Origin of the sequence: Nitrosospira sp. Nsp13 (genome assembly GCF_900101945.1) — a bacterium.
GTDB classification, from domain to species: Bacteria; Pseudomonadota; Gammaproteobacteria; order Burkholderiales; family Nitrosomonadaceae; genus Nitrosospira; species Nitrosospira multiformis_D.
This window is the reverse complement of the sequence record NZ_FMVD01000001.1, coordinates 778,634-793,327: the sequence shown is the minus strand read 5'-3', so window position 1 is coordinate 793,327 and position 14,694 is coordinate 778,634. Positions and strand designations below refer to the sequence as shown.

The 14,694-nt window shown below is 49.6% G+C and carries 15 protein-coding genes, 1 tRNA gene and 1 pseudogene; 7 read left to right on the top strand and 10 right to left on the bottom strand.

The features are described from left to right. The 3 genes from BLO43_RS03565 to BLO43_RS17000 all read right to left on the bottom strand — a co-directional run. Positions 1-740: DinB family protein (locus BLO43_RS03565; RefSeq protein WP_254773304.1), on the bottom strand; the 740-nt coding region annotated here is incomplete at its 3' end. 666 nt (positions 741-1,406) lie between these two features. Beyond that, positions 1,407-1,808 carry a PRC-barrel domain-containing protein gene (locus BLO43_RS03560; RefSeq protein WP_090905801.1) on the bottom strand — a complete coding sequence of 134 codons (402 nt, stop codon included), beginning with the start codon at positions 1,806-1,808 and terminating at the stop codon, positions 1,407-1,409. Positions 1,809-2,144: 336 nt separating this feature from the next. Continuing rightward, positions 2,145-2,468 (bottom strand): hypothetical protein, encoded by a 324-nt coding sequence (locus tag BLO43_RS17000; RefSeq protein ID WP_175443842.1) that lies wholly within the window; start codon positions 2,466-2,468, stop codon positions 2,145-2,147. 1,001 nt (positions 2,469-3,469) lie between these two features. Here BLO43_RS17000 and BLO43_RS03550 point away from each other — a divergent pair. Both BLO43_RS03550 and BLO43_RS03545 read left to right on the top strand, forming a co-directional pair. Then, positions 3,470-4,012 carry a DUF4142 domain-containing protein gene (locus tag BLO43_RS03550; protein ID WP_090905800.1) on the top strand — a complete coding sequence of 181 codons (543 nt, stop codon included), beginning with the start codon at positions 3,470-3,472 and terminating at the stop codon, positions 4,010-4,012. Between the two features lie 492 nt (positions 4,013-4,504). Next, positions 4,505-5,042 (top strand): annotated as a pseudogene (locus tag BLO43_RS03545) (DUF1269 domain-containing protein). Between the two features lie 139 nt (positions 5,043-5,181). Here BLO43_RS03545 and BLO43_RS03540 read toward each other — a convergent pair. Next, the gene (locus BLO43_RS03540; protein WP_090905799.1) at positions 5,182-5,325 is read right to left on the bottom strand and encodes a DUF5131 family protein; all 144 of its coding nucleotides are present in this window, start codon (positions 5,323-5,325) and stop codon (positions 5,182-5,184) included. Between the two features lie 156 nt (positions 5,326-5,481). Between BLO43_RS03540 and BLO43_RS03535 the strand changes: the two genes are divergently transcribed. Further along, positions 5,482-6,096, top strand: coding sequence for a Kelch repeat-containing protein (locus BLO43_RS03535; protein ID WP_090905798.1), 615 nt, complete (start codon positions 5,482-5,484; stop codon positions 6,094-6,096). Between the two features lie 167 nt (positions 6,097-6,263). Here BLO43_RS03535 and BLO43_RS03530 read toward each other — a convergent pair whose 3' ends face one another. The 3 genes from BLO43_RS03530 to BLO43_RS03520 all read right to left on the bottom strand — a co-directional run bounded on the left by BLO43_RS03530 (position 6,264) and on the right by BLO43_RS03520 (position 9,284). Next, the gene (locus BLO43_RS03530) at positions 6,264-7,553 is read right to left on the bottom strand and encodes a Y-family DNA polymerase (protein WP_090905797.1); all 1,290 of its coding nucleotides are present in this window, start codon (positions 7,551-7,553) and stop codon (positions 6,264-6,266) included. After that, positions 7,531-8,127 (bottom strand): LexA family protein, encoded by a 597-nt coding sequence (locus BLO43_RS03525; protein WP_175443841.1) that lies wholly within the window; start codon positions 8,125-8,127, stop codon positions 7,531-7,533. The genes BLO43_RS03530 and BLO43_RS03525 overlap by 23 nt, the downstream gene beginning before the upstream one ends. Positions 8,128-8,660: 533 nt before the next feature. Further along, positions 8,661-9,284: a hypothetical protein gene (locus tag BLO43_RS03520; protein WP_139149232.1), complete on the bottom strand. Its 624-nt coding sequence runs from the start codon at positions 9,282-9,284 to the stop codon at positions 8,661-8,663. A gap of 210 nt (positions 9,285-9,494) precedes the next feature. On the opposite strand from BLO43_RS03520, the gene BLO43_RS17150 reads away from it, so the two are divergent. Together BLO43_RS17150 and BLO43_RS03515 are read left to right on the top strand one after the other, a co-directional pair. Next, positions 9,495-9,623, top strand: a complete 129-nt coding sequence (locus tag BLO43_RS17150; RefSeq protein WP_302847665.1) for a hypothetical protein — start codon at positions 9,495-9,497, stop codon at positions 9,621-9,623. Positions 9,624-9,992: 369 nt separating this feature from the next. Next, positions 9,993-10,235, top strand: coding sequence for a helix-turn-helix domain-containing protein (locus BLO43_RS03515; protein WP_090905794.1), 243 nt, complete (start codon positions 9,993-9,995; stop codon positions 10,233-10,235). Between the two features lie 761 nt (positions 10,236-10,996). On the opposite strand, the gene BLO43_RS03510 is transcribed toward BLO43_RS03515, so the two are convergent. Beyond that, a tRNA-Asn gene (locus tag BLO43_RS03510) sits at positions 10,997-11,072 on the bottom strand. Positions 11,073-11,513: 441 nt separating this feature from the next. Here BLO43_RS03510 and BLO43_RS16345 point away from each other — a divergent pair. Then, a complete protein-coding gene (locus BLO43_RS16345; RefSeq protein ID WP_107878324.1) occupies positions 11,514-11,768 on the top strand; it encodes a hypothetical protein in 255 nt (84 codons plus the stop codon). On the opposite strand, the gene tal is transcribed toward BLO43_RS16345, so the two are convergent. Further along, positions 11,737-12,867 (bottom strand): transaldolase, encoded by a 1,131-nt coding sequence (tal, locus tag BLO43_RS03495; protein WP_090905791.1) that lies wholly within the window; start codon positions 12,865-12,867, stop codon positions 11,737-11,739. The genes BLO43_RS16345 and tal overlap by 32 nt on opposite strands. Before the next feature lie 345 nt (positions 12,868-13,212). Here tal and BLO43_RS03490 point away from each other — a divergent pair, with 345 nt between their 5' ends. Beyond that, on the top strand, positions 13,213-13,995 hold the full coding sequence (locus BLO43_RS03490) for an N-acyl homoserine lactonase family protein (protein ID WP_090905790.1): 783 nt from the start codon (positions 13,213-13,215) through the stop codon (positions 13,993-13,995). A 145-nt stretch (positions 13,996-14,140) separates the two neighbouring features. Here the strand turns inward: BLO43_RS03490 and BLO43_RS03485 are convergent, their stop codons facing one another. Then, positions 14,141-14,557 carry a hypothetical protein gene (locus BLO43_RS03485; protein ID WP_090905789.1) on the bottom strand — a complete coding sequence of 139 codons (417 nt, stop codon included), beginning with the start codon at positions 14,555-14,557 and terminating at the stop codon, positions 14,141-14,143. Between the last annotated feature and the right edge of the window lie 137 nt (positions 14,558-14,694).

Below are 14,694 nucleotides of genomic sequence, written 5' to 3'. Positions count from 1 at the left end.
TTCCATTCATTTTTGTCGGCACGCCAGTATAGGGGATGATATCTCTTGTTTGATTTGACCCAGTCCAATCCTTCTGAAAGCCATAATACTGGGTTCTCGTACCCGCCTGCTTCAATGAACTGAAGATATTCGCCATTCGTGACGAGACGCGTCGCAAGCGAATAGGGTTGTATGAACTGTTTATGTCTGGGAGATTCGTTGTCGTAGCTAAAGCCTTCTCCTTCAAATCCGATCTCCACGAGTCCGCCTGTGAATTGATGCCACTCCAATAGAGGCAGGTTTGCACCTGGACAAGATGGGGAGTCCGGCGAAAGGGATCGATAGCTTGGATATAACGGATTCTGCGAGAACAAATGCTTAATATCCGTGAGAATGAGTTCCTGGTGTTGTTGTTCATGATGCATGCCAAGGACAATCAACATCCGCAATATTTCGTCCTGCTCGGCCAATTCCAATACTTCACCCATGCGAGCATCTACGTTCTGGCAGTATTCACGGATCTCTCCCAGTGCAGGGCGCGTGAATAACCCGCGCTTCGGATCCGGGTGCGTTTTACCAGCCTTGTCATAAGAACTGAACATAGGTGCAAAGTGTTCATGAAACGGCTTATAAGGTTTCTCATAATGCTGCAGCACAAAAGTCTCAAAGAACCAGGCGATATGACCAAGATGCCATTTGACTGGACTTGTTTCTTCCATGGATTGCACGCAGCAGTCTTCGTCCAACAGGGGTTCGATCAAGGCCAGGGTCCGATTACGGATTTCATGATATTTAAAATAAAGGGGGGAATCCGTCATGATAAGCAGGACATACAATATATTTTGATTACAAGAATAGAGGAGGTCCGACCAGAAAGAAATGCCTCCTCGCTATCTCCACCAGCGGATTGTTTACGGGCAAAATGGTTCAGGACATAGAACTTTGAAGTGGCAATAGCTGATCGGCTCCAAAAAAAATGTAGCCAGCAACAATGTTAGTTCTCGACGAAACTTGTCTAGAAAAATTTTAAAGAGACGTTAATTTGGAATGAAGAGTGGGCCAGGTTCTCATCTCTTCCACCCCAACACAGTTACCGGCATGCTACGGTTACAGATCATCATGAGGATTGCGCAGCGGCCGCAGTTCTACACAGGCGACGTCTTTCGGCGCAACGAAAGAATATCGGCCCAGCCTCTTGGGTCTATGATCCCTCCCCCCTCATCCTCGCTATGGCGCTAAACCGTGGAGGGTCCGTTTCGCGCGCGAAGTACCAGTGCGCTCCAGCGACCTCAATAAATTACAGCGGGACGTCATTCAGACCTTCATCCGAACAGGCGAGCACTCCACGATGACAGCTGCAGCTTTACCCACTTGCACTTTCGATCGAATCCTTACGAACAACCGAACTGGATGAAGGTTGAATTATCTTAGTAGGGTTTTGTTCCGTAGTAAGAATGCACTGTGTTTTGCCAAGTGGGGTCCGCCATATTCGGCCAATTATCTTTATCAAATCCAGGGGCAGATTCGAGGCTCTTCTTCTCCACATTGAGCAAAAAGCGCTTGTTCACGGTATCGAGTTTCAGCGCACTCCAGGGTACGGCGAACAGTTTGTCGGCAATACCGAGAAATCCGCCAAAAGATAACACCGCATAAGCGATTCTGCCGTTATTCACGTCCAGCATGATTTCCTTGATATCGCCCAGGTCTTCATCCTTCTGATTGTAAACATCATTTCCGATGAGCGTATCGGCGCCCATTAATCGGGGCCCGGGACCTTTCTCGTCGTAATTTTTGTACATACCGTAGGTATCGCGATCTTCGTAGCTCATGTTTATCTCCAGATAAATGATAAAAAGGATTGCTAAGAATAATAAATAAAGGTGTTTGAATCGGTACGATAGCCCACACTGAAAAATATTATCCCACTCGGTTTTTCATGCCCTCTTTATTCTTGAGTTGAATCCTCTTAATCTATTTTGATCGCTTGGATCGCTGTCCAGAACCTGTATCGGTTCTTGCTGCCTTCTAGTCATATGCTCTCATGTAAACCGTACCTGCCCGAACACTAGGAGCTCAATGACAGCTTCCAAGAAATCCTTCACTGCGGACTCGTATCGAGTGAAGGGGGGAGGGGCCTTGCCCCTCCCCACTATTCACACAAAATATTATTTATTTTTGTGACTTTGGCTGCCCGCCTTGGCATGCTGCTCAGAAGAACCGCCGCGAGTAGAGCCCGACTCTTTGTCGCTTCCCTGATTACCGCCACCCGAGCGCCCGCCATGGCTGTTTTCACTCGCTTTCCTGCCAGCATCAGCGTGCTGTTCAGAAGAACCGCCGCGGGTTGAAGAGCCTCCCGAACTACTACCTTGCCCAATCGAATCGCTGCCGCCATGCGACTTTTTTCCTGCCTCCCGGGCTGAGCCTGAATCGAATTGCCCGCGATTGGAACCACCGTGATTGCTGCCTTTTTCATTGTCTGAAGCCATCATAAATCTCCTAAATAAAGAATTGATATTGATACCATAAGCATAATAAGAAAGTGCTTCCTATTGACTGCTTATGGAAGACGTATCTCATTTATTGGAATTAACACGAGAGATGGGCGCATACTACTGGACAATTTATCTTCGATCTGTACGCTATCAAACAATTGATTACACAAACTCTTCTGTAAAAGGTGAATGTGGGATACCACATAAAATCACGGTGCCTCATGCTTTATTGTGCCGTCCACGTCCGTCCATCTATTGCATTATAATGTATGCGTTATAAATATTATTGCTGAGTAAATTTTATTATTAATCATTAAACTGAAGACCGCTAACATGCCGATGATACAAAATACTGCTAACAGGAACGCCACGCCGTGAACAAGAGCGCGGAAAAAAAGTGGATGCGATTTCACTTCTGACTGAAGATTACAATAAAATTAAAAAAAGTTTAAGGAAGATAAAAATTATGAAAAAAAGACGATATTGAAGGGAAAGAAAGTCCTTGCAATACAGATCTGCCAAGCCCTGACTTTGCACGCGCGCCTGGGATGGTGTCCGCACCACTTTGAAAGATCACATTGGACACCTTGGGCCCAATTAATGCCAGATAAGGGTCGCCACTGCCGTAGGCCAACATCATCGCCGGAGCACCAGAGAGCGCAGAGGCAATGCCAAATTCTGCTGGCTCCAATCCACATAGGCCAGACCCTGGCAAACAGGCGGTCTAATTCCTCATCCAGAACTTTACTTCTGCCCTTTTCCTCAATTTCCTATTGTGCATAATTCCCCAACCCTTTTCTCTAACTGAGCCTCGTCTAGATCGTTCTTCGGTAGGTTTCGATATCGGCCTATCGCTGGCGCCCATGGTCGGCGTCAAGAAATCCTCACAAACATCAGTGTGATATCGTACGGAAAGTTTAATAGCATTAGCATATCTTGATGTTTCAAATCCTTTATAGGAGGCGAATTTCTAATTTAACTTTCTTTAAGAGGCTCAAATGAAAAATTCATTAATTCTCGCTATTGCTTTACTTATTCCGACACTGGAAGTGGCTGCGGACGACAAGACCAATCTAAACGACGCGCAGATTGCCGCAATTGTGGTGGCTGCAAATCAAGTCGATATCGACGCGGGCAAGGCGGCCGAATCGAAATCATCTAATTCGGAAGTCAAGGCATTTGCCCATCGCATGATTGGCGATCATACCGACGTTAACAAGCAGGCAACGGCGCTTGTCACAAAACTGAAAGTTAAACCCGAGGAAAATGCTATCAGCAAAGGTCTTAAATCGGATGGCAAAATAAATCTCGACAGAATAAACAAACTGGACGGGAAGTCATTCGATAAGGCGTATATCTCTCAAGAAATCGTATTTCATAAACAAGTACTTGACGTAATAGATAACAAACTATTGCCAAACGCAAAAAATGAAGAATTGAAAGCCTTGCTGGTCAAGGTACGTCCTTCAGTTGCTTCACATCTCGAACATGCCGAAAAGATTCAGCCGCTGGTCGATCAAATGCGCGAAGCAGGTAAATAATAAGAAGCTATTCGGATTACTGCGATGATTGCTATTTTATGAATGGCTAAAGTATGCCATTAGGAACTCTAGCGCGTAGGGCCACTTACGAGCCGGATTAGAGTTCAGTAGCGCATTGCCTTAAGGTCAGACATGCGCTACTTCAAAATTGACGATATCCTCCAATCTGAGACAAAAGGAGAATTGTCTTGATGGTCTTGACTGAAAAAACTTTGTATTGAAGAAGGACATCGATTCCTTCAGAAGAATTTACAGGTTTGGTAACCGGTTATTAGGGGCGACTCATTATTCGAAGGTATTGATAAGAAATCTAGAAATCTTCCTGCTTATTCCCCAACCCTTTCGCTAAATTTGACTGGTTGCTGTTCACTCATGCTCGTCCAAGTGAGCAATCGACTCTAGAAGAAACACATAAATCTCCATGAACTTTCTTTTGGAAATGGAACTGGATGTTCCCATGCGTTCCGGCTAGTTTTATGACGGGAGGAAAATATGTCCGAATTGATTGTAGTGGATTCTAAAGATGCCGAAGAAGCCGATCGTGTTTTGTTCAAGCTTGCCAAATTAAAAAAGGAACACCTAATAGATCTTGAGGGCGCCATTGTCGTCATCCGTGACGAGGCCGGCAAGGTCCACCTCAAGCAGAGCATTAATCTCATGGCTCCCGGATCGACGACCAGTTCCAGTTTCTTTTTTATTTCCGGCAGCTTGTGGGGTGCCTTGGTCGGACTGCTATTTCTACGTCCGTTTGCCGGCTCTACACTGGGTGGTGCAATCGGCGTAGGGGCAGGTGGGCTGTCCGGTTCGCTCTCCGATTACGGCATCGACGATGATTTCATTAAGTCGCTGGGCAAAACCATTCCCATCAACTCCGGCACTTTTCATTCTCGTACGTAAGGCGCAGCCAGGAAGAGTTCTAGCGGAACTCTCAGGCATTAAAGGCAACGTCTTGCGAACGTCGCTATCTCCCGAGCAGGAAAAAAAGCTTCAGGAAGCCCTGGCAGACTCAACGCCTCCCATCACGGCATAGCTGAGATGGCGGCAAAGGTACAGCCAAACAGGAATGGACAGTTTTAATATTTAGCCTCCTCAGCTTTTTACTGAATTACGGCGTCCCACTCACCCTACTGCTAAAAAAAGAACAGCACATTCACGTCTTCTGCCTGCTGTTATATATTTTCCACCCACTTTGGTCCCATTGGTAGCGCCTTATGACTAGACTCACCGCCTACTATCACCCAATAGATATCGGAGAGGTCTAGCTCGCCTACAAACTCAAGCAATGGCTTAACTGAAAGAAATTCTTCTCCCATCGGAAGTATTAAAGTAATGCATCATAGTTTTTGCCTCACTTGAGACTTGATTTAGTTACGCCGTCGTTCATCCGATCCATAAGTCCCGAAGAAAAAGGATTTTGTATTTCAGGAGTGAAACATGAAGAATAAAGAAAGTTCCACCGCAGTAATCAGATGGAGAATGATTGCAATATCTATTCTGATATGTTGTTCGGTCGGCTCGCGCTTGCCGAGGAGTGGAAGTCCGCCGCCCCCATCCTCAAAGGCGCAGAAGAAGTTTATGGAATCGCGGCGGGAGGCAAGCTCTATGTTTTTGGTGGCCTTGGATTGGACTGGAAAGCGATGGGCATGGTTATGGAATACGACCCAGAGACCGACCGGTGGACACGTAAGGGGAATATGCCTCGTTACCTTCATCATGTAGCCCTTGCAGAGGTGGGTGGCCGTATTTATATGTTTGGTGGTTTTACCCTGCCAGAAAAAAGAAAGGAAAAGTGGGTGCCGATCAACCAAACATGGGTATACGATCCGCAGGCTGACAGTTGGAAAGATCTCGCACCCCTTCCTCAGGTGCGTGGTTCTGCCAATGCTATCCATCTGAATGGTCGAATTCACGTCATTGGCGGCGCTACCCTTCCTCCGGGAACTGAGGGGCAAGGGGTGCATCCGTCCAAAATCGTTGCAGTCGGAACACATGATGTCTACGACCTTGCATCCAATGGTGTTCACCCCAATCACCTCAGCGTTGTCGATCTTGGCCTCATCGGGGGCGGTACGACGGAAAAATAAGCATTTGTTTGGTTCGGCCCTTCATTGTATATAATCGCATTGCCAAGGGTCACCTCTGGCTTGTGGCCGCCGGGAATTATACCTGGCCTTGTTCACAAGCCAATCGCGGCCTTTGCGTTTGGGTGGTTGCCACTCTTTCTCTTACATCGAACGATCTTTTCCTGGCATCAGCTAACCACCGGCAACTCCTTCCAGTCTCCCGTGTAATTCTGACTTTTGAAGCTGCGCCGCATGCTCCAGGTGTGGACAGTTCCTTCTGATGCCAGGTGAATCGTGCTTCTTTTATACCTCCTGTTTATAGTGTCTACTGTCTCCATCAGCCTGCCCGATTTGTTGTGGGTCGATGAGAATCCCAGCAGATCGATCTGTTGCCCGGTTTCCAGCACCAGTTCGGATAGCATCACCCCAGCCTTCTGGTAATAAACCTGGGGCCGATACATTTTCTTCAGTATCCACAGCGCCGCATTCGTGATCTGAAAGCTGCAATCTGTCGGGGCTGGCAGAGCGATGGTTTCACTCCTACCATAGAATTTTGCCTGATCGAATGGGCTGTTCTGGATGAATATCGATACGGCCCTCGCATACAGGCCTTGCCTGCGAAGCCGCTGGGCAACATTGGCGGCATGATAACTAATCGCTTCCCGCAGCTGCGGCAGGCTCTCCACGCGCTCGCCAAAAGAACGGGAGCTCATCACCTGCTTGGCCATGGGTGTTTCCTCTTCCAGTTCCAGCCACGCCTCGCCATTGAGCTCCTGAACAGTGCGCTGCATCGTGATACCAAAACGATCCCGAATTCTTCTCAGATTGGCATTCTTCAGCCGCAGTACATTCTCAACCCCCACCGCTTTGAGACTGGCCTCCAATCTGCGCCCCACCCCCCATACGGAAGAGACTGGCAATATCTCCAGAATTGAATTCAGTTCATCCTGGCTTAATTGGCTGAAGTCGCACACGCCCTTCGTTTCTGGTTCTTTCTTGGCATAGTAATTGGCAAGCTTGGCCAGTGTCTTGCTGTGGCCGACGCCCACGCAGATCGGTAGTCCCGTCCAGCGCATGACCGTTTCTCTGATGGTGTGCCCATAGGCCACCAGATCAAGTTTCATGCCGGTTAAATCAAGAAAACACTCATCGATGGAATAGACCTCCTGCCGGGGACTGAACTGTCTGAGTGTCGCCATGAAGCGGTTGCTCATGTTGGCATACAGTTCATAGTTGGAAGAGAACTCCACCACTCCGATTTCTCGAGCACGTTCTTCCACTTCGAACCACGGCCCTGCCATTTTTATGCCCAATACCTTGGCTTCCCTGCTTTGGGCTATGACACAGCCATCATTGTTGGAAAGGACGACGACAGGTGCGGTTCTTAAATCAGGTCGGAACACTTTCTCGCAGGAAGCATAAAAGGAATTAGCGTCGCACAGGGCAAAGACAGGTCTATTTGGCTTCGTTGATGACATAGGTCACGACACCGAAGATAACCAGTTCCTGACCTTCCTTGAGCACGATAGGGGCATTGTTGGGATTCTCGGACAATAGCTTGAGGACGCCATTGCGCTTGTACAGGCGTTTGACCATCCATTCCCCGTCTACATCGGCAATCACGATGCTGGAGGACTTAGGCTTCAATGCCCGATCCACGATGAGGGTGGCGCCATCGAAGATGCCAGCTCCCACCATGGAGTCGCCCTTGACGGTGAAGAAAAAGGTCGCGGGCGGATTGGCGATGAAGCGATCATTGAGGTCCAGCGTCTTCTGCTCATAGTCCTGGGCAGGTGAAGGAAAACGCGACTGGCCAGCGGATATCTTGCCGCTGTAGATGGGGCGCGGTAGGGGAGGCGGATTGGGCATTGCCTGCGGAAGTTCGGGTTTATCGTTACTGCACTCCTGCCTTGCTCTTCTGAAGGGCTCCAAATAGACCAGCACCTCGGCTTTTCGGCTCATCGGGACGCGAACAAGTGCCGTCTTTTCTCCATACGGGCCCATGGATTTCTTGGGACCTGACCCTTCTCTTCTGCCGCCGCGAGTACCCATGACTTGCCCTTATCGAACCCTGTACAGAGTTCAATGTAGCATAAATTCATTCTTCAGTTTGAGATTTCAACTCTCCCGAATGTGCTCTGGGGCCGTTTGCGAAATTCCGAAGGTGGGGTAAGAGAGGTATCTCCCCATAAGCCCCGCTTTGCCTCCTTGGCCTCCTTCTGCAGGATTTGAGAAGGCGCCATCATGTGGGATGACCGTGCCGCTACTGACTCCGAATTTGCGCAGCAGGTGGTTGACCAGAAATTCGGCAACGAGATCTTCTCTGTTCTCTCCCGCGGAAAATCCGTAGGAAACGAAATTACGTCATATAACTGAGGATTTTGCCCATATGTTTCTCGCTACGTCGGGCAGGACCCTGGATGGATTATGGCAAGGCCCGGCTGTTGAGGCCCAACATAAAGGAGGCGACAAAAATGACTCGTCACTGGCACGGAATACCATATAACTTGGTTCTTTATTTCTAGATCATATTTTCAACGACCATCAAAATGGTGAGCCCCCAAACGCCAAACTTAAACATTCTATTAATCTCCTGGAGATTTTGCTGTTCTGATATCGTCAGAACTACCATCCATTGTTAATCCACCTTCCAGAGTAGGTATTCCGATTGGATCGTTAAAACCACGCTCGCCAATTTTAAGGATTACGTCAAATAACACATAGCTGATCATGCTACGGGGAAGATCAAAGTTGCGTTTGAACGGACTCACCTGCCATCCCTCAGCCCGAGCACGATCTGCCCATCGTTGACAAGCGCCTACCATAAAGTTTGACGCGTGCGCACTGCTTGTTTTTTTTCTGACAAGGAAATCCGAAGCCTGTTTTGCGCCTTGCCAGATGATGTGGTAGCACTGCGCAACTGAGAAATCTCGGAGGATATTTGCCAACATGGTTGTTACCGCTTGATCACCTTGAGCTCGAAGTCCGCGACTATCCGCGCAATAATTGTAAAATTCCCTGCACTCGGCAAGCGCAAGATTTAACCATATAGCCTCGACTTCGGGGCACCAATGTTCAGGCCAGCTTCCGGTCAACGCACGTAATTCTATGTCTTCAGCCAGCTTGAGGTTTTTTTCGATGTCTCCTGTCCAATATACTCTTCCCAAATCGCAATATAGCTGCGAGTTTTCATAAGTAATGGTGCCCACGGCTGAATGCTCCGATATACAAATTAACCCGCCCTCGAGAAGCAAGCCGAGCAAGGTGGCTCGGTACGCTTCTGTAGGCGTGTAAGGCACAGAGCAATCGGCGAGTCGGCCGTACAATTCATTCTTGATTATTGGGCAACACCGTGAGAATGAAAGAAAGGCCACAACTAAGGAAAGTGGAAGCTCATCTATTGAATAACTTGAACAAACATGCCGCTCGCGTTCAGCTTTTATCGCGAGAAATATCTCGGCCTCACGCTTGGCCTGTTGCTCTGCAACCAAGCGATCTCGCAACTCCAGGCAATGGTTGCAACGACACTTGTTGCCTTCTTCATGTGAACATGACGAACAATAGATTTTGCATAATGAGTCTGGAGATGAGCGACTCGGTAAATCCTGAACTAGGACTCCGCCACATACCGAGCAAAGCTGGCCAAGGATCCGGGGTGGCAGCACCTTCCGAAGCTGGCTCGGTGCGCATTTAATATTAAATCGGCTGATCAATACGGACACTTTCTCGCCAGAGAGGTATTCCGCAGTTACTGCCTCAATTTCGGCACTGCTTAAGTGCCCGATTGCGGGGTCAAGGACGCGCTTATTCGTTTGATTCGCCAAACTGAAGAGATTGATGAGAAATATAGTAGAAATAGATCCAATTGTCACTCATAGAGCGTGGTCTGATAGTGGCCTGATCCTGAAAATTAGGGGATGGTCAAAAATGAAAAGCAGCCCGATCCACGTCTCTTATTTGGGAAAAGATTGGCGCAGCTTCGAAAAGAGCTCGGCTGGTCACAGGAACAGCTCGCTCTTGAGAGTGGATTAGCCCGCAGCTATCTTGGTGGGATTGAACGCGGCCAGAGAAATATTGCCCTGCTCAATATTTGCCGATTAGCCGAAACGCTTAATGTACCGGTATCACAGCTGATGGATTTCGAAAACAAGCTGGATTAGCCTCGCTAAATAATACGCCAGACGTCACCCCTGAAAGAAACGATACCCCGCAATGAGAAAACGAGCACTGCACCGACTTGACCGGTTCATCCCGTTCGCAGAATTGTCTCGACGGCGCCGACGGGACCTATACATCAGCCTGCGCTGGAAAATCATGCGATGCAAAGATGAACGGTGAGATCCTGGATCAGCGGAAAGCCGAAGCGGCGGCGGCGACCGGCCAGATTTCGGACTCAGATAGCAATCCGAAACAGAGTTAAAGGCCAAGGCAGAGAAGGAAGCTGCACGGCGCAAGGCTGAGGGCAGAAAGAACGCGCTACCAAGATAACGAGATTGTCGTCCGCCAGGAACCATCTACCGTGTCTCTGGACGATACAAGTACTCCGCTTTCCGGCTATCTACAACTCTTCAATACAGACTAATTCGGTAGCACACATTCCCGAACAAACCCCGCTGACTGGGCAACTCAATGAAACTTGAAGTTATCTGAGATCCGAGCACACCCTCGCTCAGTCGCTTAATCTTGCTTTGCTCTCAAAAAACGCAAAATTAAAAAATTTTTGGAAGCGGGGGATCAGAGGCGTTTGCCGCCGGATTGAAGGAGTGGCAGGGTGGGGGATGATGTCCGATTTGCATCGGTTGGGGGCATGCAAGAGTTCGCTATGAGGTAACTGTATAGAAGATTTCCTTACACAGGGACTTACACCAGGCTCAAAGGCGGCTGCCCCGAACCAGAAACCTATGTTAACTCATTGATTATATGGCTCCCCGACCAGGGCTCGAACCTGGGACCTGCGGATTAACAGTCCGTCGCTCTACCGACTGAGCTATCGGGGAATTGGAGAGGTGCATATACTAATTGTTTGAGGCTCGGTGGTCAATCGAAAAGCCCGAGATGCCTTGATTTATGGGATTATTTGCCGCCAACGTCAGCGCTTTAGTCGTGATATTTAACTTTTTACGGCTGACAGGGCTAAATTCTTTTGATCGATTGTTTTTTTCTTTGGATGGAATTGTGCATGGCGCTCTATCCATTACTTCCTTCCGGCTAATAGCATCAATCTGACCTATGATGATGTTGAATATTCTTTGGTTGCGATAGCAATTCGCAGGTCAAATTGGATATGATTCTGAATCCTATGGTTGGTAGCTATTGTTCGCTTCTATTATGATCTCCAGATGGTTCTTGCGTTATTTGATCTTCACCTTTATGAGTGATTTGCTACAGGACGCACATCAAACCGCGCACTCCAACCTCTAATCCCCCGATTCAGAATCATGGATGACAGCGAGTACATAATGATTGGTTCCACGTTCCTGGTAGGCGTTATCGGGGCGTGCACGTGGTTCTTCAAGAAAGTCATGCGGGGAGAGATTGGGGTAAGCGTCAACACGGCCTTGCTGGCATTGCTGGTGGTTATTCTGCTGGTGCCTTTTGTAATGAATTTTTCCGCCCATTTCGTATCCCAGATCCTCCATCATGCGGAAGATGCGGAAGATACTACGGAAGAGGCTGTGGAATCGCATCGATGAGTTTTTCGTATGCGGCGCTGAATTGTTTCACTCCGCCGGATAATAATCTGCTGGCGATATCGTCGAGCGGGATGCGCAGGGTCTTGAGGGTACTTAAGGGGGCAGTTGCGCTTGCAATATCTTCCTGCAGGCTGGAGCGCACTCTCCCATGGTCACGGAAAGCCGCCAGCGCTGGCGGGGGAATTGTGGTCACGGTGTCAGGGCCGATCAGTTCCTCGATGTATTTTACGTCCCGGTAAGCGGGATTTTTGATTCCAGTGCTGGCCCAGAGAAGCCGCTGTTTTTGTGCGCCCTGCGCAGCGAGTGCATCCCAGCGGGGGCCGGAGAAGATCGCCTGCTGGCGCTCGTAGGCAACTTTGGCATTGGCGATAGCTACCTTTCCTGACAGGTTTCTGAGCGATTCGCGTTCCAGCGCGTTGTAGGTCTTGATCCAGCCGCACTGGTTGAGGTGAGAGGAGATGATCGCATCGACCGCGGTATCGAGACGACTGATAAAAAAGCTCGCCACGCTGGCGACAGGGGCCGGATTTCCGCCACACGCGATGAGCTGTTCGAGTCCATCCAGGTAAGCATACGCAGCGCGCTCATACAGGGCTTGCGAAAAGAGCAGCGTAACATTAATGTTAATTCCCTCCGCCGTCAGTTGGGTAATGGCGGGGATGCCGGCCTCGGTAGCCGGAATTTTAATCAGGAGATTTTCCCGTCCCACAGTTCGCCACAGCCGGCGGGTTTCCGCTATTGTTCCCGCGGTATCATCGGCGAATGCCGGGGCGACCTGCAATGAGACATAGCCATCGCGGCGGTGCGTATTCTCATAAACCGGACGCAGCATGTCGGCTGCGGCGGCTATTTCCGGAATGACGAGTTTTTCGTAGGCGGCTGTGGGGGTATGTCCCTGGCGGAGGAGGGCACGTATTTCCCTTGCATGCCCGGCATCTGAACCCATGGCGTTTGCAAGAATGGCCGGGTTGGTGGTGAGGCCGCATATTTCACCTTCATCCACCATTATCTTCAGGCCGCCACCGTGGATGAGATCACGGTCGATATGATCGAGCCAGACGGACTGCCCGTATTCTTTTAACTGAAGTAGCATATTCATGAGTAGAGTACCGATGAATGTGTCGGATGAGCTTTGACAACGGCAGGTTGAAAGATGAACCTAAATCCGGCAGTTGACCACTCGCTTTTTAGCTTAATACTATGATCCACAAAGACCGTTTGCATTACTTGACCTTCACCTTTTTGGTGAGTTCGCTACAGGGTAGATTGTACGGTTTTTACGGCGCATGCCGGCGTTGCAACTCCTTGGAATGGAATGACCATTCCGCGTCGTTGCGCCTTGCCCTGCACCTTAAAAACCGCACACTCCACCCTGTCCAACTGCTGGATTTAGGATTAACGTAATCCTGTTCAGGCTTGTATCACCTTCTCCAGGAGTTCCATCATGTCTCGCGCTCTGAAAATCTGGCCGCTGCTCACGGGTACGATTCGTTATGAGAAGACTATCTCGACGCGCAACCGTGGTCACGGCGAATTCATCGATGCGCCGATCCTTGCCTATCTGATCGAAACGCCAAACGGGCGCATTCTTTACGATGCGGGATGCGACTATCGCAAGCTGGCCGATCCGCTCTTGCGCGCCAGGTATTATGATCCCATGCGCCCGCGGGTGGAGGCGCCCGCCATGCGGGAAGCGCAGCGCATCCCCCACTATCTGGCGCAACTGGGACTCTCGCTATCCGATATCGATCTCGTGTTCATCGGCCATTTGCATTTTGATCATGTGGGCGGGCTTTGCGATCTGCCGGGTTGCGAGGTCCATATCCAGGGTGATGAATTGGCTGCGGCAGGTACCGGCCTGGATAGCGGCGTGTTTACCGGTGAGCTGGCCAATGCGGATCAATGGCGGGTGAAAACGGGCGAGTATCTGGTGACGCCGGGTGTGCATGCCGTCGCTAGCCCTGGCCATACAGCAGGGCACATGTCGCTATTCATCGAGCTGAAAAAGGGCCAGCCCGTCATTTTGTGCGGCGACGCGGCCGATCTGGGTGAGAATCTGTCGGAGGAAATTGCGCCGGGCTATTGCTGGCAGGATAACGAGACGCTGGCGCTGGCGAGTATCCGCAAGCTCAAGGCGTTAGGCCGCAAGGAAGATGCGGAACTCTGGCCCAACCACGACATGGATTTTTTCCGGAGCTTGCCGGGTTTTCCAGCCTGGAGAGAATGAGCACAGTCCATCCGAAAACTGGAGGACACGAAAGCTTGCCCCAGGAATCAGCTTTCTCTCATGTCATCGCACCATCGCGGGACGGCAGAACCGTATTCCTCAGGATTACTCAGAGCGCTCCGGACAAGGAGCAATCCATACGCTTTTAGTTGTGCTGCGGACGTGTCTGGGAAGCGTTATCCACGAGCCGGCCCTCGGTGTCAGCCGCTTCCTTCGCCATATGCCGGTGAGCGGTGGCTTCTTTGATGCTTGCCCGTTCGATTTCTTCGTATTTGCGTACCAAAGCCGAAGTGCGTGATTCCAGATCCTGGGCTTGCCGACCATAGAGATAGCTTTTTTGCTCGTAATGCTCAAGCAATTTTTTCTGTTCCTCGCCCTTCGAATGCATTTCCTTTGCTTTATCTTCGAAATACTTCGTCAGGGCATCATGGTCGCTACGGGTTCGGGCGTTCTGGGCAGCTTTGCGAACATGGGTATTCTGAACAGCTTCGAGAGGAGTCATCTGGGCACAGGCAGCCAACAAACCAAGGGACATGGCTGCAAAAAACGTCCTTGTTTTCATAAAGGTACCTCCTTTAAGCGGGGCTCATCGACAGCGATGAACAGTTTGAATTATCTTTGGGGTCGAAAAAACCATAAAACATTAACCGCATTTTGTCAACTTTTCTATGCTTAAAGTGTCTTAATGTTGTATTCTGT